The organism is Microbacterium sp., from assembly GCF_047607465.1.
Taxonomy (GTDB): domain Bacteria; phylum Actinomycetota; class Actinomycetes; order Actinomycetales; family Microbacteriaceae; genus Microbacterium.
Genome location: NZ_JASGCY010000049.1, coordinates 66,029 through 85,999, shown reverse-complemented (window position 1 = coordinate 85,999; position 19,971 = coordinate 66,029). Strand labels below are relative to the sequence as shown.

Sequence of the window (19,971 nt, the reverse complement as noted above, 5' to 3'; positions counted from 1 at the left end):
CCGGCGCGAGCGCGGCCCAGCGGCGCTGCGCCGCCACGGCGCGGGCGATGGCGGCATCCGTCTCCTCCACGCCGGCGCGCGCGATGTCGCGGATGGCGGCGCCGGTGGCGGGGTTGATCACGGTGAAGGCGCTCATCGGGCGCTCTCCTTCCTGTGCGTGTTGCGGTGCGCGGCGAACGCGCGCGCCTGCGAGATGAGGTCGGCGAAGAGGCGCCGATCCTCGGCGTTCTCCTCCGGATGCCATTGGACGCCGACGACGTGCCCATCGGACGCGTCGACGAAAGCCTGCACGAGACCGTCATCTGAGTGCGCGGCAGGAACGAGACCCTCGCCGAGCCGGTCGATCCCCTGGTGGTGGTAACTGTGCACCGTCATGTCGGTGTCGCCGATGATGTCGGCGAGAGTCGTGTCTTCAGCGACGGCAACGCGGTTCTCGGCGAAGACTCCGCCACCGATCCGGTACTTCTCGGTGCCGAGAGTCTCGGGCAGGTGCTGCTGCAGGGTTCCGCCGCGCGCCACGTTGACGAGCTGCAGTCCACGGCAGATCGCGAGCACCGGGATGCGGCGGCGCTCCGCCGCGCGGAACAGGGCGAGCTCCCAGGCGTCGCGGTCGGCACGCGCAGGGTCGGTGAGCGGATGCCGCTCCGCCCCGTACAGCTCGGGGGCCACGTCCGCCCCGCCGGTGAGGACGAGACCGTCCAATCTGGCGATCGCCGCGTCTGCGGCATCCGGATCCTGCGGAGGCAGCAGCAGCGCGATGCCGCCGGACCCGGTGACCGCCGTGAGGTACTGCTCGGGCAGGAACGCCGCCCTGACATCCCACACCCCCTGCTGCGCACGCTCGAGATAGGTGGTGACCCCGATCAGCGGCGGCCGGTCGGAGTCGTTCGACACCTCAGAGTCGCTCGAAACCACGGATGCGCTCCCAATCGGTGACGGCGGCGTCGTAGGCTTCGACCTCGATGCGCGCCTGGTTCAGGTAGTGCTCGACGACCTCGTCGCCGAAGGCCTGTCGGGCGATGGCCGACTCGCTGAAGAGCTGCGCGGCCTCGCGAAGAGTGGTCGGCAGATGGTCGACGGCGTCGTTGTAGGCGTTACCCGTGAACCTCTCGGGCAGGGGCAGCTCATTCTCGATGCCGTGCAGGCCACCGGCGATGATCGCGGAAATACCGAGGTAGGGGTTGACGTCGCCTCCGGGCACACGGTTCTCGACCCGCAGTGCCGAGCCCTGGCCGACGACGCGCAGAGCGCAGGTGCGGTTGTCGATGCCCCAGGCGACGCCGGTCGGCGCAAAGCTGCCCTTGGCGAAGCGCTTGTACGAGTTGATGTTCGGGGCGTACAGCAGCGTGAACTCGCGCAGCGTGGCCAGGATGCCGGCGATCCAATGCTCCATCACGGGGCTGAATCCGTGTTCGCCATCTCCTGCCATGACCGGAGTGCCCGACTGGTCGCGCAGCGAGAGGTGAATGTGGCAGCTGTTGCCCTCACGCTGATTGAACTTGGCCATGAACGTGATCGACTGGCCGTGCTTGCCTGCGATCTCCTTCGCCCCGTTCTTGTAGATCGCGTGCTGATCGGCCGTCTCACGGGCTTCGGCGTAGCGGAACGCGATCTCTTGCTGACCGAGGTTACACTCCCCCTTGACGCCCTCGCAGTACATACCGGCGCCATCCATGCTGTTGCGGATGTCGCGCAGCAGCGGCTCCATGCGGGTCGAGGCGAGCAGGTTGTAGTCGACGTTGTAGTCGGTCGCCGGTGTCAGCCCCTCGTATCTGCGGGCCCACGCGTCGCGGTAGGTGTTCTCGAACACGATGAACTCGAGCTCGGTGCCTGTGAACGCCGTCCAGCCGTGCTCGGCGAGGCGATCGCGCTGGTGGTCGAGGATGGCCCTCGGCGACTGGGCGACGGGCTCTCCGTTCTGCCAGACGAGGTCGGCCATCACGAGCGCTGTGCCCTCGAGCCACGGGGCGCGGCGCAGCGTCTCGACATCAGGGCGCAGCACCATGTCGCCGTAGCCGCGATCCCAGCCCGACATCGCATAGCCGTCGACGGTGTTCATGTCGACGTCGACCGAGAGCAGGTAGTCGCAGGCCTCGGCGCCGTGATGGAGGATGTCCTCCTGGAACAGCCGCGCCGACACGCGTTTGCCGACCAGCCGTCCCTGCGCATCCGCGAAGGCCACGATCACCGTGTCGATCTCGCCTGCGGCAATGCCGGCGTCCAACTGGTCGATGCTCAGGTTGCCCGACATCTGACGCTCCGTTCTCGTTCGGCGAAGCGATCGGCTGACCGGCTTCGCCCTTAGAGTAGATCACTTCGTCATCTAAAGGTAGACGAACCCACCATTAACTGCCACAATCGTCCGCAAGGTGCGCCCGGTGCCTGAACGCATGCGAACGGAGAGCGGATGTCCCAGCAGAGCAATGAATCCCGCAAGGTCGCCGGAGCGACCTATACCCGCGCGGGGAGCGAGTATTTCGAGAAACGCACCCTGAAGCGCTCGGCCGGAGTCTGGGGCCTGTGGGGCCTCGCGGTCGCCGCCGTCATCTCGGGAGACTTCTCGGGGTGGAACTTCGGCATCGACTTCGCCGGCTTCGGAGGGATGCTGATCGCCTTCGTGATCCTCGTCGTCATGTACTACGGCATGATCTTCTCGATCGGCGAGATGGCGGCTGCGATGCCGCACACCGGCGGCGCCTACTCCTTCGCCCGTTCGGCCATGGGGCCCTGGGGAGGTCTCGTCACCGGGGCTGCGGAGACGATCGAGTACGTCGCGACGACGGCGGTGATCGTGTACTTCTCCGCCTCTTATGCGAACGGCATCACCAGCGAGCTGCTCGGGCTCGTGCTGCCGGGGTGGGTCTGGTATCTCATCCTCTACATCGTCTTCATCGCCTTGAACTCGGCGGGGGCTGCGATCTCGTTCCGCTTCGCGATCGTGGTGTCGGTGATCTCGATCGCCATCATCCTCGTGTTCTCGGCGATGGCGCTGTTCTCCGGCGCGTTCAGCTGGGATGCGCTCTGGAATATCGTGCCCGACGAGGGCCAGTCGACCTTCCTGCCGCATGGCGTGCTGCCGATCCTGTTCGCCCTCCCCTTCGCGATGTGGTTCTTCCTCGGCATCGAGGAGCTCCCGCTCGCCGCCGAGGAGTCGCACAACCCGACCACGGACATCCCCAAGGCCGGCTTCTGGGCTCGCGGCACGCTGATCGTCACGGGGCTCCTCGTGCTGTTCCTCAACACCGGCGTGATCGGCGCAGAGGCCACCGGCACCGCCGGCGAGCCGCTGCTCGACGGCTTCCGCGCGATCGTCGGCGACCAGCTCGCCGCCGTGCTCGCGCTGTTCGCGCTCATCGGCCTTCTCGCGTCGCTCCAGGGCATCATGTTCGCCTACGGACGCAACATGTATTCGCTGTCGCGCGCCGGGTACTACCCGCGGTTCCTCTCCCTCACCGGCAAGCGCCAGACCCCGTGGGTCGCCCTGATCGTCGGCGCCGCGATCGGCTTCGTCGCCCTCATCGTGCTCGACGTGCTCGCCGCGCTCGACGCGGAAGGCGCGGGAACGGTCGCTGGTGCGATCGTGCTGAACATCGCCGTCTGGGGCGCCGTGCTCGCGTACGCACTGCAGCTGATCTCGTTCATGATCCTGCGCCGCAAGTACCCGAACGTCGATCGGCCGTATGTGAGCCCCTGGGGAGTACCAGGGGCGGCGATCGCTCTCGTGATCGCCGCGCTGATCTTCCTCGGGTTCCTCCTCAACCCTACCTTCGGCCCGGCGATCATCGCCATCGCGATCGTCTACGTGATCATCCTGCTGGGCTTCGGCTTCTTCTTCCGGCACCGGCTCGTGCTCTCTCCAGAGGAGGAGTACGCGCTGTCAGGCGGTGCGCACGGGGACCCGCAGGCCGAGGGCTATGACGCCATGGAGGGCGAGGTGTTCGACGGCGGCAGGTAATCCTCCGTCGCGGATTCGGGGTCTGGGCGCGCAGCTCAGGCCCCGAACACCTGCTCCCCTTCGACCCAGGTACCAAGCACCCGGGTGAGCCCGATCTCCTCGGCAGGATGCTCGAAGGGATCACGGTCCAGCAGGGCGAGGTCGGCGAGCATCCCGACCGCGATCGTTCCCGTTTCATCCAGGTGGTTCACCCGCGCCGACCCTGCGGTGTACGCGGTGAGCGCCGTACCCAGGTCGATCGCCTGCTCTGGCAGGAACGGCGGGTAGTCGCCCTCCCATTCGCTCGGCGCCGACTGCCGGTTCACGGCCACATGAATAGCGGCGAGCGGGTCCGGCGTCGACACCGACCAGTCGCTGCCGGCGGCGAGCGGCGCACCAGAGCGCAGCAGATCGCCGAACGGATACTGCCACGCCGTTCGTTCCTCGCCGAGGAATGGGATGGTCAGGTCGACCATCTGCGGCTCCAGCGTCGCCCACAGCATCTGCATGTTCGCCGTGACGTCCAGCGCCCGGAAGCGCGGGATGTCGTCGGGGTGCACGACCTGGATGTGGGAGATGTGGTGGCGGCCTCCGCTCGGCCCGTTCGCGACGAGTGCGGCTTCGACCGCGTCGAGGCATTCGCGCACGGCACGGTCGCCGATCGCATGGAAGTGCAGGGTGAAACCGAGCGCGTCCAGGCGCGCAGCCGCCTCTTTCAGCAACCCCGGCTCCACGAAGGAGATGCCATCGTTCGTGCCCGCATGGCCGTGCCCGTCGCAGTAGGGCTCGAGCATCGCCGCGGTGAAGTTCTCGGCCACGCCGTCCTGCATGATCTTCACGCTGCGAGCGCGGAATCGTCCTGCCGTACCGGCATCCCTCCGCGCGACGATGTCGTCGATCTGCTCCAGCCCGCGCGAGCGGTCCCACCACAGCGAGCCGACGACCCGCGCGGTCAGGGCCCCCGTCGATCCAGCGGTCAGATAGGCGGGCAGCGGGTCGCCGGCGTCGCCGTACTCGGTGCCGACGATCGCATCCTGCCAGGCAGTGATACCGAAGGAGTGCAAGTACTGCTGCCCCAGAAGAAGAGCCTCCACCAGACGTGACGCCGGCTCCTCGGGAAGGAGCCGGTTGACCAGCCCCATCGCACCCTCGTGCAGCGTGCCAGAGGGATTTCCCGCAGCGTCGCGCTCGATGCGCCCATCCGCCGGGTCGGGAGTGTCTTTGGTGATGCCTGCGAGCTCAAGAGCCCGCGAGTTCACCCAGGCGCCGTGCCCGTCGCGGTTGGGCAGGAACGCGGGGCGGTCGGGGACGACACGGTCGAGATCGGATGCCGTGGGCGTTCCTCCGGGGAACGCCGACATCTGCCATCCGCCGCCGAGCACCCAGTCATCCTCGGGATGCTCAGCAGCGTATGCGGCGATCCGCTCCAGGTATTCGTCTCGGGTCGAGAAGGGCGCGAGGTCGCAGCGGAGCATGTCGAGCCCGCCCCACACCGGGTGCACATGTGCGTCCTGGAAGCCGGGGACGAGCATGCGACCAGCGAGGTCGACGACCTCGGTGCCGGGTCCGATCAGGTCTGTGAGGTCGTGCCCGACCGCGCTGATCCTCCCTGCGGTGACGGCCACCGCCGCCGCAGTGCGACGAGCGCCGTCGGCGAGAAAGGCGCGGCCGCCCTGGCGGCCGCCGGTGAACACGAGATCCGCGTACGGCATCCGCTCACCCTCCTGCCATCGTGCGGGCGATGTCGGCCGCCGAGTCGCCAGCGCGTTTGAGCACCAGCGCGACGAGCCCGAGGGCGAGCAATGTCAGCACGAGCATGACCGTCGACACCGCCGCGATCTCGGGCCGAAGGCCGCTGCGCAGGGCGCTGAGCACGTACACCGGCCACGGGGTCGTGCCGGAGACCTGCACGAATGCCGAGACGACGGTGTTGTCGAGACCGAGAGTGAACGAGAGCAGGAATCCGGCGAGCACCGCAGGCATCGCCAGTGGCAGCGTCACCCGGAAGAACGTACGAACCGGCGGCGCGTAGAGATCGGCGGAGGCCTCTTCCAGCTTCGCGTCGAGCCCGACGAGCCGGGCGCGAACGATGTACGACACGATCGCGATCGAGAACAGCGACTGCCCGACGACGAGGCGCATGGTGCCGTCGTTGAAGATGCCGAATCCGACATCCTGTCCGAGGAAGACGAGCCAGGGCAGCAGCGCGACGGCATCCACGATCTCCGGCGTCACCGACACCAGGAGCAGCAGACCGAGGAACCACCCCACCCACTTGCCGGGGTTGCGAGCCATCGCGATGCCGGCGAGTGTGCCGAGCGCGGTTGCCAGCAGCGCCGCCAGGAGCCCAGTGCGAATCGACACGAGCACCGCCTCGCGGATCGCCGGCTTGTTCACGATCGCGAGGAAGGACTCGAAGCCGAAGTGATCCCAGGAGACGAGGAGTCGGCCCACATTGAAGGAGTAGGCGATGATGACGATGATCGGCAGGAACAGGAACAGGAACACCAGCGCCGACCAGATCGGCAGCAGATAGCGGCTCATGAGACATCTCCCAGCGTGAGTGCGTATCGGCGTCTGAGCGGCAGCGTCGCCAGCCACAGGAGTCCGGCTGCCACTCCGATCGACAGCATGATCACAAGGATCAGCAGCACGGCCATCGCAGAGCCCAGCGCCCAGTTCTGGGCGGTCTGGAACTGGCTGGCCACGACCTGCCCGATCATGTTGCCCTTCGCGCCGCCGAGCACGGTGGCCGTGATGTAATCGCCCATCAGCGGGATGTAGACGAGCAGCACTCCGGCGATGATGCCGGGGCGGGCGAGGGGCACGGTGACCCGCGCGAGGGTGGTGATGCTGTTCGCCCCGAGGTCCTTGCTGGCTTCCAGCAGCGGCCCCGATACCCGATCGAAAGCGACGAACAGCGGCAGGATCATCAGCGGCAGGTAGTTGTAGACGACACCGAGTAGCACGGCACCGCGCGAGTACAGCAGGTCGAGAGGGCCGGGGATGATGCCGATTCCCTGCAACAGCTGCGACAGCCAGCCTTCCGGGGCGAGGATCACCTGCCAGCCGATCGTACGAACGAGGAAGTTCGTCCAGAACGGCACCATCACCAGGGCCAGCAGCATCCCGCGCTTCGACGCAGGCGCTTTGACGGCGATCCAGTACGCGACAGGAGCGCCGATCACCAGGCACAGCAGGGTGCCAAGGATGCCGATCCACAGCGTGTTCACGAAGGTGGTGAAGAACGTGGGCGACAGCGCCTCGATGTAGCGATCGAAGGAGAGCTGGTCGAGCGCGTGCGTGGCGAAGATGCTCGGCTTGTAGCCGAAGCTGAACACGACGACCATGCCGATCGGGGCGATGAAGAAGATGAGCAGCCAGGCCCAGGCGGGGATCGCGAGGCCGAAACGGATCTTAGGCACCGGCGGCCGCCTTCATCGCGTTCCAGATCGCGACGACCCGGTCCTGAGCATCCGTCAGCGCGCCTTCGTGCATGGTGGCGACCTGATCTTCGGTGAAGTACACCATGTCGAGCCTCTCCAATCCCGCTTCCTCGGCATCCTCGCGGATGCCGGAGATGCCGGTGTCGTAGCCGATGTAGTCGACCTGTGCGAGCTGGATGTCCGGCTGCAGCACATAGTTGATGAACGCGTGCGCCGCTTCGGGGTGCGGGGCGCCTGCGGCGATCGCCCAGTTGTCCATCCACAGTTCGGTGGCAGGTGCACCGAGCACCCACTGCCAGCGGTCGGGATCGTCGGATTCGAAGATACCGAGGCGCGCGTCGCCGTTGTACGCCTGCAGCAGAGCGTGCGAGGCCTGCGGGATCGCAGATCCCCCGGGGTACGAGTCGAAGGCCGAGACGTGCTTGGCCAGGTCGTTCACGAGGAACTTCTCTGCCGCGTCGAGGTGCGAAGCCTTCGTCGTGGTCCAGTCGATGCCGTTCGCCCAGAAGTAGATGCCGAGAAGAGGCGCTGGATCGTCGAGCACGCTGGTCGAACCGGATGCCTCGTTCTGCGCGGCGTCGATGAAGTCGTTCCAGGTGGTGAGCTCGCGGTCGATGACGGTGCGGTCGTAGACGAAGCCGGTTGTTCCCCAGGCCTTGCACACCGAGTACTCGTTGCCAGGATCCCAGCTGCGCCCGCGGAACTCGGGAGCCACGTGCTTCATATTCGGCAGCAGGTCGAGGTTGAACTTCTGCAGCAGACCGTTCTCGGCCATCGGCCCGACGAACACTCCGGTGGGCACGACGATGTCGTAGCCGGAGGTGCCGCGCGCGGCGACGAGTTTGGCGATGAGCTCTTCGTTGGAGTTGAAGGCGTCGAGCACGATCTTCGGGCCCTGCTCGGCGGTGAACTGCTCGAGCACTTCAGGGGCGTCGTAGTCGCCCCAGCTGTAGATGGAGAGCTTTTCCTCGAGCGGTCCGCCCTTCGCGTGCACGGCCGCCGCGTTCGAGCCGCCAGGGGTGCATGCGGTGAGCAGCACAGCACCGCCTGCGGCGAGGGCTGTGGCGAGAAAGCCGCGACGGGTCAGCTCGGTGCGGATCACCCGCGCCGCCGAGCGGTGCGCGAGCACGCGGACCGGTGGCAGATCGTTCACAGCGCGTCGGCTTTCGGCAGCGAGATGGCGTGGGTGGCGGTGGTGGGGATGCCGTCTGCAGCGAAGAGCCGCGCATCGGCGGGGTCCCACAGGCAGCGGACGTCGTCGCCGACAGCGACCAGCGTCGCCGTTGGCGCCGGCATCCGCGAGAGGAAGGTGGCATCACCACCGACGCTCACGGCGACCTGCACGGTCTCCCCCAGGTGCGAGACGCCGATGACGCGGCCGGGGACGCCGGTGTCGCCGTCGCGCCCGACGCGCACGTACTCAGGGCGGATCGCCGCGACCGCAGGGTGACCTGCGGCAACCGTCTCGCCGCCCCAGCGCCCGGCGATCACCCCGACCGCCGTGTCGACGGATGCCGCATCGGCGCGCACCGTGCCGTGCACGAAGTTCTGCTGGCCGATGAAGCTGGCAACGTACGCGGAGGCGGGTTCGGCGTAGATCGCCGATGGCGCATCGAGCTGTTCGATGCGGCCTGCGCGCATGACAGCGATGCGGTCGCTCATCGAGAGCGCCTCTGCCTGATCGTGGGTGACGAAGACGAAGGTGGTGCCGAGGCGCGATTGCAGCAGTTTCAGCTCGAGCTGCATCTCTTCGCGCAGTTGCCGGTCAAGGGCCGCGAGCGGCTCGTCGAGGAGGAGGACGCTCGGCCGGTTGATGAGGGCGCGAGAGAGCGCGATGCGCTGCTGCTGGCCGCCGGAGAGCTGGGTGGGCTTGCGGTCGGCGAAGTGGCGCAGCTGCACCATGTCGAGGGCCTCGGCGACCCGCTCTCGTTGCTCGGCTTTGGAGACCCGGCGCTGCTGGAGCCCGTAGGCGACGTTCTCGGCGACGGTCATGTGCGGGAAGAGCGCGTACGCCTGGAAGACGGTGTTGACCTCGCGCTTGTACGGCGGCAGCGACAGCACGCTTCGCCCGGAGATGCGGATGTCGCCGGCATCCGGGAATTCGAAGCCCGCGATCATGCGCAGAGTCGTCGTCTTGCCGCAGCCCGAGGGGCCGAGCAACGACAGGAACTCGCCCGGCTCGATATCGATGCTGAGCTGGTCGACGGCGACCGCGTCGCCGTACCTCTTGGTCACGCTGTCAATGCTGACGGCGCCTGTAGTGCCCGACATAGGACCTCCGCAGTGGGTTGGATTGGAGGAAGTCTGACACAAGAATCGTCGTGCGTACAGCGAAAACCGAGGTCTGTTTACATGATTGCAACGATTTCCGTTGTGGAACCTACGTTTCGCGGCTGATCAAGTCGTCCACTCAGGTCGTCTACTTCGAATCGAAGTCGAAGGCCTTGAGGAGTTCTGCGACGGCCTTGTCGCGCTCGTCGCCGCCGTGCTCGAACATATGCGTGACGTGGGTTCGGAGGTGGTTCTCCAGGAGCAGACGGTTGAGGGATTCCAGGGAGCGCTGGATCGCCCGCGACTGCGTGATGATGTCCATGCAGTACTCCTCGTTCTCGATCATCCGCGCGATTCCGCGCAGCTGGCCTTCGAGGATGCTGGTGCGATGCAGCGCCCGCTTCTTGATGTCTTCGATCACGGTTAGAGGGTACGCCCCGCGGGTGCTGGTCGCCCCGCGGGCAATGGTCGTGGAGCGAGACGAAGGCGAGACGAAACGCAAAGTCTCAGGCGATCCGATCCTTCGGACGCCAGAACTTGTCGTCGAACGCGCTCAGCGGCTGCGGGCGGTCCTTGCCGGTGAGCCCGTACGGGTCGAGCCCCGCGAACAGTTCGCTGAGATCTGCCTCGAGCACGCCCGCGATCTTCAGGATCGTCGCCAGCCGAGGGTTGCCCTGCCCCTTCTCGATGATCCGCAGGTTCGACTGATCGAGCTCCGCGGCCGCCGCGAGTCCCTGGATCGTCAGCGAGCGCCGCAGCCGAAGCTCAGCAAGCCGCTGGCCGAGGACGACGCGTGGATCAAGTGGGGTTTCGGACACTCATCCTTGTTAATCGCCACGCGCCGCCAGTCCAATGTTCGCACCCGCTAGGTTAACCACGCGGGGTTAAAACCTCATGGCTTTCTCCGCATCGCCTGCTGTCGATCCGGGAGCGATGCCGCGTGCCTGCCCAAGACCCCTCCTCCGCCGTCCGGTTCGAGCAGGAGCACGAATCGGAGACGCCGTTCGATGCCCTTCTCGCCGAGTTCCGCGCATTGGCCGATTCGAAGCGGATGCAGGGCAACTACCTCGAACAGCTCGCTCGTCACTACCTCACCGTCGAGCCGCTGCGTGCGGAGCGCCTCGGCGCCGTGTGGCTGTGGAAGGACTGGCCGGGGCGAGACGGGCGCCCCGACACCGGTATCGACCTCGTGGCCGAGATCCAGGGCGGGGGGCTGCTCGCCGTGCAGGTCAAGTTCTTCGCCGAGCACCACCGGATGCAGAAGGGCGATCTCGACTCATTCTTCGAGGCGCTGGGCAAGGAGCCGTTCACCGAGGGGCTCGTGATCGACACGACGAGCGCGCCGTGGTCGACGAACGCCGAAGAGGCGCTGAAGAACCGCACGAAGCCCGTGGGCCGAGTATCTCTGGCCGAGCTCCGCCACAGCCAGATCGACTGGTCGACCTACGAGCTCCTGAAGCCAGAGGTGGCCCCCGGACGGCATGCGCGCAAGGCCCTTCGTGCGCACCAGCACGAAGCGATCCGCGCGGTGATCGACGGCATCGGCCCCGGCAGCGGCCACGACCGCGGCAAGCTCATCATGGCCTGCGGCACCGGCAAGACGTTCACGGCGCTCAAGCTCGCGGAGTGCTGGACGAACGAGATCACCGGCGGAGCATCCACGGTGCTGTTCATGGTGCCGTCGCTGGCGCTGCTTCAGCAGTCACTCGACGAGTGGTCGCGCGAGCGCGATCCCGAGCTCGGCTTCCGCGCGTTCGCCGTCGGATCCGACACGAACATCGGGCGCCGCAGGAACGACGATCTGACCAGCGTCCTCATGGCAGACCTGGGGGCGCCAGCAACGACCGACGGTCCGACCCTCGCCGGGCTGCTCGGCGATGTGGACGAGGAGCACGAGGGGCTCACGGTCGTCTTCTCGACCTACCAGTCGATCGAGGCGGTGGCTGAGGCTCAAAGGCTCCGAGGGGACACCTTCGACCTCGTCATCTGCGACGAGGCGCATCGCACGACCGGCGTCACTCTCGCGAACGAGGACGAGTCGCACTTCGTCAAGGTTCACGACAACGCTGTGATCCCGGCATCCGCTCGCGTGTATATGACGGCGACGCCGCGCATCTTCGCGCCAGAGGTCAAGAATGCGGCCTCTCAGAAGTCGGCCGAGCTCGTCTCGATGGACGACGAGGAGCTGTTCGGGCCGGTGCTGTACCGAATCGGCTTCGACGAGGCGGTGCGCAAGGGCTTGCTCACCGACTACAAGGTCGTGGTGCTCGGCATCAGCGAGGACGAGATCGTCGAGACGCTGCAGCAGGAGCTCGCCTCGGAGGGGCGCGAGCTGCTCGTGACCGATGTCGCGAAGCTCATCGGATGCTGGAACGCGCTCGCCAAGCGCAACGCGGGCGCGATCGCCGAGGGCTTCGGGGCCGACGTCGAGCCCATGCGGCGGGCCGTCGCGTTCGCGAAGGACATCAAGACGTCGAAGGGGGTCGCGAGCGACTTCACCGCCCTGGTCGAGGGGCATCTGTCGAACATCGAGAACGACGATACGACGGATGACCTGACCGTTCAGGCCGAGCACGTCGACGGCACGATGAACGCGACGCAGCGCAGCGAGCTGCTCGACTGGCTGAAGGCCGCGCCCGAGCAGGACCGCTACGGACGCCCTGTCGCTCGAGTGCTCACGAATGCGCGCTGTCTGAGCGAGGGCGTCGATGTACCGAGCCTGGATGCCGTGCTGTTCCTGAGCCCACGCAAGAGCCAGGTCGACGTCGTGCAGGCTGTCGGGCGGGTCATGCGCCGGGCCGAGGGCAAGCGCCTCGGGTACATCGTGCTGCCGATCGCGATCCCCGCGGGTGTCGCACCGGAAGAGGCACTGAACGACAACGAGCGCTACAAGGTCGTGTGGCAGGTGCTGCAGGCCCTGCGCGCGCACGACGAACGGCTCGATGCGGCGATCAACCAGGCCGCGTTCACCGGGCGGCTCCCCGAGCAGGTGGTGATCGAGCGCGTCAGCCTCGCGCCGGAGAAGAAGCACGAGGGGTCGGCGTTCGATTCCGAGCGCGACCGCGAGCCTGCCGACGACGACACCTCGAGCACAGGCCCCTCGCATCTCGCGCCGACACTCCCCGGTCTCACCTCGACGGCGGATGCCTGGAAGGACTCCGTCTACGCCAAGCTCGTCGCCAAGGTCGGCGACCGCATGTACTGGGACGACTGGGCCGGCGACATCGCCCTGATCGCCCAGCGCTTCATCGCGCTGATCACCGCGCACATCGGCGCGGAGAACAGCGATCGCGCGCCGTTCGACGAGTTCGTGAAGGCGCTGCGCGCCACGGTGAACCCCGATGTCACCGAACCAGAGGCGATCGAGCTGCTCGCCCAGCACCTCATCACCCGTCCCGTGTTCGAGGCGATGTTCCCCGAAGGGTCTTTCACGCAGGACAACCCCGTCTCGACGGCGATGGAGCATGTGCTCACGACGTTCCACGAGAACGCCGCGTTCGCGCGCGAGCGCGAGCCGCTCGACGCGTTCTACGGGCGGGTCACCGAGCGCATCCGCGGCCTCGACTCGGTGCGCGCGAAGCAGCAGATGCTCGTCACCCTGTACGACAAGTTCTTCACGAAGGCGTTCCCCCTACTGGCCGACCGCATGGGCATCGTCTTCACCCCGGTCGAAGTGGTCGACTACATCCTGCGGTCGGCGGATGCCGCACTCCACCAGCACTTCGGCAAGCGCCTTTCGGATGCCGGGGTGAACATCCTGGAGCCGTTCGTCGGCACCGGCACGTTCCTGACGCGGCTCATGCAGATAGGGCTCATCAAGCCCCAGGATCTGACGCGCAAGTACACGCACGAGCTGTTCGCGAACGAGGTCGTGCTGCTCAGCTATTACATCGCAGCCGTCAACATCGAAAGCGTGTACCGCGAGGTGTGTGCCGAGCACGGCCTCGAACCTGCCGCGCGAGGCTTCGAGGGGATCAGCCTGACCGATACGTTCGCGATGGACGAGCGCGACAGCCAGTTGGCCGGCGGCGTGTTCCCCGAGAACACGGCCCGTCTGGAGAAGCAGCGGGCGACGAAGGTCGACGTGATTGTGATGAATCCGCCGTATCGGGCCGGGCAGTCGAGCGCGAACGACGGTGCACAGAACGCGAAGTATCCGAAGACGGATGCTCGAATCGAAGAGACCTACGCGAAACGCTCGACCGCAACCAACAAGAACGGCCTCTACGACTCGTACTACCGTGCGCTGCGCTGGGCGACCGATCGTCTGGGCGAGGAGGGCGTGATCGCCTTCGTGTCGAACTCCGGCTTCATCGATGGGAGCACAGCGGCAGGAGTCCGGCTGAGTTGGACAGACGAGTTCAGCGACATCATCGTCTACAACCTGCGTGGCAACGCCCGGCACATGGGAGAGGTCCGAAAGCGCGAGGCGGGCAACGTCTTCGGCGAGGGCTCGCAGACCGGCGTCGCCATCACGATCCTGGTGAAGGACAGAGGCCACACCGGCCCCGCCCGCATCCACTACGCCGACATCGGGGACTATCTCAGCCGCGAGGAGAAGTTGGACCGTCTCCGCGCAGAGCACTCCATCGAGGGTACGGAGTACGTCGAGGTTGCCCCCAACACCGCCGGCGACTGGATCAACCAGCGCGATGATCGGTTCAGTACCTGGCCCGCGATCAGTAGCAGAAATGCCAATACAAGAGCTTTCTTCACCTCCTACGCCCCTGGCGTGCAGACCAACCGTGACGCCTGGCTCTACAGCTTCAGCATCCATGATGCGGAAGAGAACGCTACCCGCACTGTCGAGGAGTTCAACCGCCTTCTGAAGCATCCGACGGAACAGCCCGACCCAAGTCGGATCTCCTGGACCAGCGGCTTTGAAGCACGTCGTCGTTCTCAGAGGCCTCTGACCTCTGGAACGGACTTTCGTCGAAACGTCGAGTACCGCCCGTTTGCGAAGTCGGCAGGCTGGTTGGATCCGGCACTCATACATCGACCCGGCATCCTCCTCAAAGGCTGGCCTACAGCGCGATGCGCGAACATCGCAATCGTTGTCCCCGCCGGTCCCTCAGCCGCCCAGTTCATGCCTCTCATGTACGGGTCGGTGCCAGCACTCACCCCGAACGGCGGAAACCAGGTCTTCCCCCGCTACACCTGGGAGCCGGCATCCGCCCCCGACGGCGCTTTCAACCTCGACGCTCTGACAGCATCCGATTCCGACGATGTCGTCGACGGCTACCGTCGCGTCGACAACATCACGGATGCGACGCTCGCCGCCTACCGCGCCGTCCACGGCGACGACATCACGAAGGACGACATCTTCTACGGCGTGTACGCGCTGCTGCACCATCCGACCTACCGCCAGACGTACGCTGCCGATCTGCAGAAGATGCTGCCGCGCATTCCGCAGGTGCAGGGCTTCCCCGAGTACGCCAGGATCGGTCGTGAGCTGGCGGCTCTGCATGTCGACTATGAGTCGGTCGCGCAGCATCCGCTCGGTGAGGAGCTCTCGCTCAGTGCCCCCGATGATCCGTATGAGCGCTACCGCATCGACAAACTCACGTGGGTCTCCCGCAAGGATCACACGGTGATCCGGTACAACGCGCATCTGACGCTCACCGGCATCCCGCTCGAAGAAAGCGAATACAAGGTCGGCGGGCGCAGCCCCCTGGAGTGGGTGCTCGACCGCTATCAAGTCAAGGTCGACAAGGCCTCCGGCATCATCAACGACCCGAACGCGTGGCTGCGCGAGCAGCACAACCCGCGCTATGTGGTCGACCTCATCCGCTCGCTGGTCACAGTGAGCCTGGACACCCAATTCCTTATCCAGGAACTACCAGCCTTTGAGGTCATCGAATGAGCACACCCGGCCCATCCGACTACGAGCTGGAGGCTTGGAGACGCCTACAGAAGTTCAGCAGCCGACCGCTCTCTCGCTTGGGGCAGAAGCACAGCGTGGAAGATCGCGAGGCTCTCTCAGAATCAGAAATGAGCCTCGCGATCTCCGTTCGAAGCTACGTCAGCAGGTATCGCAGGCATCGAGACTTGCGCTCTCCACCCATCGGAGACCGAAAGATCGGTCGTGAGGAGTGCCGTCACTCCGAGGTCGGCAAAAGAGGCCGTGGGGAGGAATCGCTGGAGGTAGTCTCCTGCTGCGGTGACGCAGAATAGCAAAGCCTGAAGCGAGTCAACGCCGTAGGTTTCCAACGACTCCGTCACCTGTCCGGTGTGATCGAGGAACTGATACCCGAATGACGGTGAGCCGTCCGCGCTTGCGAGGATCTTCAGGGTCAGTCCTCCACGGTCAGTCGTGAACTCCCGGCTGGCGATGACCCGACGCTCGTGCTCAGCCACTGGCGCCTGCATTCATCTCACGATCACACTGCTTCTTCGTATGCATCGGTACGATGCGGCCTGCCTGTGTTGTCGTATCCAGCCCGGCCGTAGCCACCACCGCCGGCGCGGATGCTCCGAAAACCAGCAGGGCATCCGTAGAGCCATCCACCGCCGTTCCTGACCCGCCGAAAGCGAGAATTGCGGCAAGCGGTAAGGCCGCCAAGGTTGCGACAAGAGACATCAGTTACTCCAGTCGTGTGATGGTTAATGCTGTTGTGAATCTACCGAGTAAAACGCTCGCTGTCTGTCGGCCATTTGGGGGACAAAAGAGGAACTACTGGCGCGTCCCCTCAGGCTCTCCTCCGAGGGAGAACGTGGGCCGAGCTGAACAAGCATCTTGTCGCGAGGGTCTCCAGCCAGGTCGCCCCCAAGTTTGGGTTTCGTCTGACTCAGAGGAGTCTCGGAAAGGTCGTCCCGATCGCTGGCATCGCAATCGGCGGCACGATGAACTGGGCGACGCTGGAAAGTATCGTCGACGCCGCCGAACTCGCCTACCGCCGACGGTTCCTGATCGACAAGTACCCGCAGCTGGCCGACGATGCGCCAATCGAGCTCGTAGGGGACGACGACGACATGGCGGGCGACGAGGCGATCAGTGTGCTGGATGTCGTGCTTCACGACGCCGCATCTGAGGTCGACGAAGGCTCCGCTGCGGCCCATAAGTCAGACGGGGATTGACCTGCCGAGCTTCGGACAGCAACGCTCACCGCATGATGAGCCCAAACCTCAGGCAGTGATGCCGCAGTCAGCGACCTGGACGCCCAGTCGAACCAACGCGGATCCTCGTCGAAGATGTCGAGAAGCACGTTGATGTCGGTGTGCACACCGGGCTCGACGTGCACACCGGGCCTACCTATCGCGCAGCAACGCCATGATCTCGTCGGTACTCATCGAACTCATCGTGCTCGTCGCGCGCCCTCGCATTCGGGCGACGACCTCGACCTCGTCGCCCTCACCGAAACCATGACTGCGCCTGAGCTCGGCGGGGATGGTCACCTGACCCTTGGAGTTGAGCTTCATTCGCTGCTACCTCGCCTCATCGCAGACGTATTACATACTACGCATGTTACGTAATAGATCCCCGTATTCTGAACTGAAGTGCAACGCTTCCGACCCGCAATGTCGGCGCCCTCTGCCACTATGGCGAGAGGGCGCGGCTTGCGCGTCCGTCAGAGAGGGGAACCACGCATGGGCTTTGCCGTCATCGATCTTGAGACCACGGGGTTCTCCCCCGCCCGCGGCGACCGAATCGTCGAGGTGGGAGTCGTCTTGGTCGACGACACAGGCCTGATCGAGGGGGAATGGACGACTCTCGTCAACCCGCAACGTGATGTCGGGCCGACGCACGTGCACGGCATCCGTGCGAGCGACGTCACCAGCGCACCGCTGTTCGGCGACCTCGCTCCTCACCTGGTGAGCCTCCTCGCAGGCCGCTCACTCGTCGCTCACAACCAGGCGTTCGATCTGCGCTTCTTGCGCGCCGAACTCGACAGACACGGATTCGACCTCCCGCCCGCCTACGCGGCAGTCTGCACGATGCTCTGGGCACGAGCGACCTTTGGTGCCGCAAAGCTCGGCGACGTCTGCGCGGCCCTCGACATCACACACGAGTCCGCCCACGCTGCACTCGGCGATGCGCGCGCAACCGCCCACGTGCTCTCCGCACTGATCTCGTCGGTCGGGCACACCCGTCGCTGGCGCGAGCACGTCACCCAGGCGCACTTCCCGTTGAGCTCGACACAGCGCGACCCGCTCTCAACCCCGGGACGCGACGTGACACGTCCTCCCGGCTGGCGCCCCTCCAACTCCGCGAAGGCGCCAATGGCGTTCGTCGACACCGCCTCCCTGCCACTGTGGGAGAGAGTCAGCATCCCGATCGATCATTCGGATGCCGCGGCATCCGTCTATCTCGACATGCTCACACGCGTCCTCGAAGACGGCCTGATCTCAACTCTCGAATATTCGCGTCTCGACGCGATCGCTGAGGTCGCCCATCTCGACCCCGAACGCATCGCCTCCCTGCATGCGGCGTACCTGTCCGCCGCCACAGCCGAAGCACTCGGCGATGGTGTCGTCAGCGACGCGGAACGTCGCGAGCTCGCCCAGATCGCAACCATCCTCGACCTCCCCACGCCCGAGCTCCCACAGGCCGCGCCACCCGCCCCATCCCCGTCCATACCGGCGACACGTCAGCGCGACGACGCGCGAACCGCAGCCGCCCCCACCGGCTCGGCGTTCACACTCACCCCCGGCGCACGCATCGTCTTCACTGGCACAATGAGCCGTTCCCGCGAAGAATGGACGCGCGCAATCGCCGAGGCAGGCTTCATCACAGGCAGCGTCACGAAGAACTGCGCCGTCCTCGTCGCCGAAGACCCGGCGACGCAGTCCGGCAAGGCGAAGACTGCCCGCAACCACGGCATCCCGATCGTCACCGAGGCGGAGTTCACCCCGGTGTTCGAAGCATTCCTCGCGCGGGCATGCTGAGACCGCACGCAGAGTCGCCGACGCGGCAGGATCAATCCGGCACGATCGATCAGCACCATCAAATCAGTACGGCGCAGACAGCCCTCTGAACATCGGGAAATGCTTGATGTTGCGCGTCAGCAATTTCGCGTTGAGCACTACCGCCGTCGCCGCGATCGCGAGGTCTGCGGAGTCGATGCCCCGGTTGCTGGGAATCCACTCACGTCCAAGCTCTCCCGCCACTTCGGCAATGCGCTCATCGAGCGGATGCCAGCTGAGGATCGCGAGCAGCCCGCAGGTAGCCTCCTTCTCCGACGGCCGCATACCCGCCAGCACCTCCAACCTCGTCACCTCGCTCGCGTGCAGCGGGCCGAGCATTCGCGCTTCACGAAGAACCACGGCAGCCTTCGCGTCGCCGCGAAGCACGTCAATGAGCACGGAGGTGTCGACGAGCATGTTCATCGAACAGTGGCGCGATCGAGCCGACCACCCGAGCGAAGCCCCTGAACGTATGCCTCACCGTCGACACGTCGATCGGCCCACGCACCTGTAGCCACCTCGATCGCCCGCAGATCCTGCTCGATATCCTGACGGAATCCGTATGTCTGCGCCACCGCATCACGGATCAACGCAGAGATCGACCGACCCGTGCGTGCAGCTTCGGCGTCGAGAACGCTGCGGTCCTCTGCAGTCAGGGAAATCTGAGTGCGCTGCATGATGTAACTATACATCATCGATGCCTTCACAGGGATTGATCACCGCAAGTCCCGGAACCTCAAAATCGCGAACGTTCCGCGTCACCACAGTCAGGCCGTGATGCAGGGCCGTCGCGGCGATCAGCGCATCCGGAAACGGACGACGGTCGGGCACCTGAATCGCCGCGCAGATGCGAGCGATCTCCGCGGTCACCGGCAGCATCCGTTGGCCGAACTGCAGCCGGATGCCATTGAGCCACTGGCGCAACGCGATGCCTTGGCGCAGATCTCGCCTCTCCAACAGCAGGACACCGCGCTCCAACTCGAAATCACTGATCACGCTCATGAAGAGACCCTCGAACGCGACCGTGGCCATCCACTCCCGCGCCGCCTCCCCGACCGCTCCTGACCGACGAGCTTCGGAGAACGTGTTCGTGTCGACGAGATACATATCAGAACTCGATCGGGGGTCGGCCGAAGTCCTTCTTCCGGTCCGCTTCGATCTCGGCCATGATGCGATCGAACTCGTCGTCTTCGTCGGTGAGCACCGCTTCATACACCGGTGCCAGCGCCTCCCAGGCGTTCATCGGCTCCGCCTCCCCCGGCGTCAGGGCCAGCCGCTCGTACTCCGCGACGCTCAACAGCACGTACGCCGGCTCGCCGTGCCGCGTCACCATCACCGGCTCCGCATCCGCGACACGCTGAGCCTTGGCCACAGACTGATTGAACTCGCGCGCGCTCATAGTGAACATCTTCCACC

At 65.7% G+C, this 19,971-nt stretch carries 21 protein-coding genes; 4 read left to right on the top strand and 17 right to left on the bottom strand.

Annotated features, from left to right (window positions below; translation table 11 throughout):
- The 3 genes from QM568_RS06490 to QM568_RS06480 form a co-directional block, all read right to left on the bottom strand.
- Positions 1–136: aldehyde dehydrogenase family protein (locus QM568_RS06490; protein WP_415137023.1), on the bottom strand; the 136-nt coding region annotated here is incomplete at its 3' end.
- Entirely contained in the window at positions 133–915 is a 783-nt protein-coding gene (locus QM568_RS06485) for a gamma-glutamyl-gamma-aminobutyrate hydrolase family protein (RefSeq protein WP_415137016.1), read from the bottom strand. The genes QM568_RS06485 and QM568_RS06490, both read right to left, overlap by 4 nt.
- Positions 896–2,251: a glutamine synthetase family protein gene (locus QM568_RS06480; RefSeq protein WP_415137014.1), complete on the bottom strand. Its 1,356-nt coding sequence runs from the start codon at positions 2,249–2,251 to the stop codon at positions 896–898. The genes QM568_RS06485 and QM568_RS06480 overlap by 20 nt, the downstream gene beginning before the upstream one ends.
- A gap of 156 nt (positions 2,252–2,407) precedes the next feature.
- Between QM568_RS06480 and QM568_RS06475 the strand changes: the two genes are divergently transcribed.
- A complete protein-coding gene (locus QM568_RS06475) occupies positions 2,408–3,955 on the top strand; it encodes an amino acid permease (protein WP_415137012.1) in 1,548 nt (515 codons plus the stop codon).
- Positions 3,956–3,990: 35 nt separating this feature from the next.
- Here QM568_RS06475 and QM568_RS06470 read toward each other — a convergent pair whose 3' ends face one another.
- The 7 genes from QM568_RS06470 to QM568_RS06440 all read right to left on the bottom strand — a co-directional run bounded on the left by QM568_RS06470 (position 3,991) and on the right by QM568_RS06440 (position 10,469).
- On the bottom strand, positions 3,991–5,646 hold the full coding sequence (locus tag QM568_RS06470) for an amidohydrolase (protein ID WP_415137010.1): 1,656 nt from the start codon (positions 5,644–5,646) through the stop codon (positions 3,991–3,993).
- Positions 5,647–5,650: 4 nt separating this feature from the next.
- Positions 5,651–6,478 (bottom strand): ABC transporter permease, encoded by an 828-nt coding sequence (locus QM568_RS06465; protein WP_415137008.1) that lies wholly within the window; start codon positions 6,476–6,478, stop codon positions 5,651–5,653.
- On the bottom strand, positions 6,475–7,359 hold the full coding sequence (locus QM568_RS06460; protein ID WP_415137006.1) for an ABC transporter permease: 885 nt from the start codon (positions 7,357–7,359) through the stop codon (positions 6,475–6,477). Before QM568_RS06460 ends, QM568_RS06465 begins: the two co-directional genes overlap by 4 nt.
- Positions 7,352–8,533: a spermidine/putrescine ABC transporter substrate-binding protein gene (locus tag QM568_RS06455; RefSeq protein ID WP_415137004.1), complete on the bottom strand. Its 1,182-nt coding sequence runs from the start codon at positions 8,531–8,533 to the stop codon at positions 7,352–7,354. The genes QM568_RS06460 and QM568_RS06455 overlap by 8 nt, the downstream gene beginning before the upstream one ends.
- Positions 8,530–9,615 (bottom strand): ABC transporter ATP-binding protein, encoded by a 1,086-nt coding sequence (locus QM568_RS06450; protein WP_415137002.1) that lies wholly within the window; start codon positions 9,613–9,615, stop codon positions 8,530–8,532. The genes QM568_RS06455 and QM568_RS06450 overlap by 4 nt, the downstream gene beginning before the upstream one ends.
- 184 nt (positions 9,616–9,799) lie before the next feature.
- Positions 9,800–10,072 carry a metal-sensitive transcriptional regulator gene (locus tag QM568_RS06445; RefSeq protein ID WP_415137000.1) on the bottom strand — a complete coding sequence of 91 codons (273 nt, stop codon included), beginning with the start codon at positions 10,070–10,072 and terminating at the stop codon, positions 9,800–9,802.
- A gap of 85 nt (positions 10,073–10,157) precedes the next feature.
- Positions 10,158–10,469 carry a helix-turn-helix domain-containing protein gene (locus tag QM568_RS06440; protein ID WP_415136999.1) on the bottom strand — a complete coding sequence of 104 codons (312 nt, stop codon included), beginning with the start codon at positions 10,467–10,469 and terminating at the stop codon, positions 10,158–10,160.
- Between the two features lie 122 nt (positions 10,470–10,591).
- On the opposite strand from QM568_RS06440, the gene QM568_RS06435 reads away from it, so the two are divergent.
- Positions 10,592–15,514, top strand: coding sequence for a type ISP restriction/modification enzyme (locus QM568_RS06435; RefSeq protein ID WP_415136997.1), 4,923 nt, complete (start codon positions 10,592–10,594; stop codon positions 15,512–15,514).
- 122 nt (positions 15,515–15,636) lie between these two features.
- Here QM568_RS06435 and QM568_RS06430 read toward each other — a convergent pair whose 3' ends face one another.
- Together QM568_RS06430 and QM568_RS06425 are read right to left on the bottom strand one after the other, a co-directional pair.
- Positions 15,637–16,008, bottom strand: coding sequence for a hypothetical protein (locus QM568_RS06430; RefSeq protein ID WP_415136995.1), 372 nt, complete (start codon positions 16,006–16,008; stop codon positions 15,637–15,639).
- Positions 16,001–16,231: a hypothetical protein gene (locus QM568_RS06425; RefSeq protein WP_415136993.1), complete on the bottom strand. Its 231-nt coding sequence runs from the start codon at positions 16,229–16,231 to the stop codon at positions 16,001–16,003. The genes QM568_RS06430 and QM568_RS06425 overlap by 8 nt, the downstream gene beginning before the upstream one ends.
- Before the next feature lie 263 nt (positions 16,232–16,494).
- On the opposite strand from QM568_RS06425, the gene QM568_RS06420 reads away from it, so the two are divergent.
- A complete protein-coding gene (locus QM568_RS06420) occupies positions 16,495–16,728 on the top strand; it encodes a hypothetical protein (protein ID WP_415136991.1) in 234 nt (77 codons plus the stop codon).
- A gap of 171 nt (positions 16,729–16,899) precedes the next feature.
- On the opposite strand, the gene QM568_RS06415 is transcribed toward QM568_RS06420, so the two are convergent.
- On the bottom strand, positions 16,900–17,070 hold the full coding sequence (locus QM568_RS06415; protein WP_415136989.1) for an AbrB/MazE/SpoVT family DNA-binding domain-containing protein: 171 nt from the start codon (positions 17,068–17,070) through the stop codon (positions 16,900–16,902).
- Positions 17,071–17,238: 168 nt separating this feature from the next.
- Here QM568_RS06415 and QM568_RS06410 point away from each other — a divergent pair, with 168 nt between their 5' ends.
- Positions 17,239–18,537 (top strand): exonuclease domain-containing protein, encoded by a 1,299-nt coding sequence (locus tag QM568_RS06410; RefSeq protein WP_415136987.1) that lies wholly within the window; start codon positions 17,239–17,241, stop codon positions 18,535–18,537.
- Between the two features lie 63 nt (positions 18,538–18,600).
- Here QM568_RS06410 and QM568_RS06405 read toward each other — a convergent pair whose 3' ends face one another.
- Genes QM568_RS06405 through QM568_RS06390 form a run of 4 tightly spaced genes read right to left on the bottom strand, consistent with a single transcriptional unit; the run spans position 18,601 to position 19,954 of the window.
- Positions 18,601–18,978 (bottom strand): type II toxin-antitoxin system VapC family toxin, encoded by a 378-nt coding sequence (locus QM568_RS06405; protein WP_415136985.1) that lies wholly within the window; start codon positions 18,976–18,978, stop codon positions 18,601–18,603.
- Positions 18,975–19,232, bottom strand: coding sequence for a ribbon-helix-helix protein, CopG family (locus QM568_RS06400; protein WP_415136983.1), 258 nt, complete (start codon positions 19,230–19,232; stop codon positions 18,975–18,977). Before QM568_RS06400 ends, QM568_RS06405 begins: the two co-directional genes overlap by 4 nt.
- Before the next feature lie 7 nt (positions 19,233–19,239).
- A complete protein-coding gene (locus tag QM568_RS06395; RefSeq protein WP_415136981.1) occupies positions 19,240–19,662 on the bottom strand; it encodes a type II toxin-antitoxin system VapC family toxin in 423 nt (140 codons plus the stop codon).
- Position 19,663: 1 nt separating this feature from the next.
- Entirely contained in the window at positions 19,664–19,954 is a 291-nt protein-coding gene (locus tag QM568_RS06390) for a type II toxin-antitoxin system prevent-host-death family antitoxin (RefSeq protein WP_415136979.1), read from the bottom strand.
- Positions 19,955–19,971 lie beyond the last annotated feature (17 nt).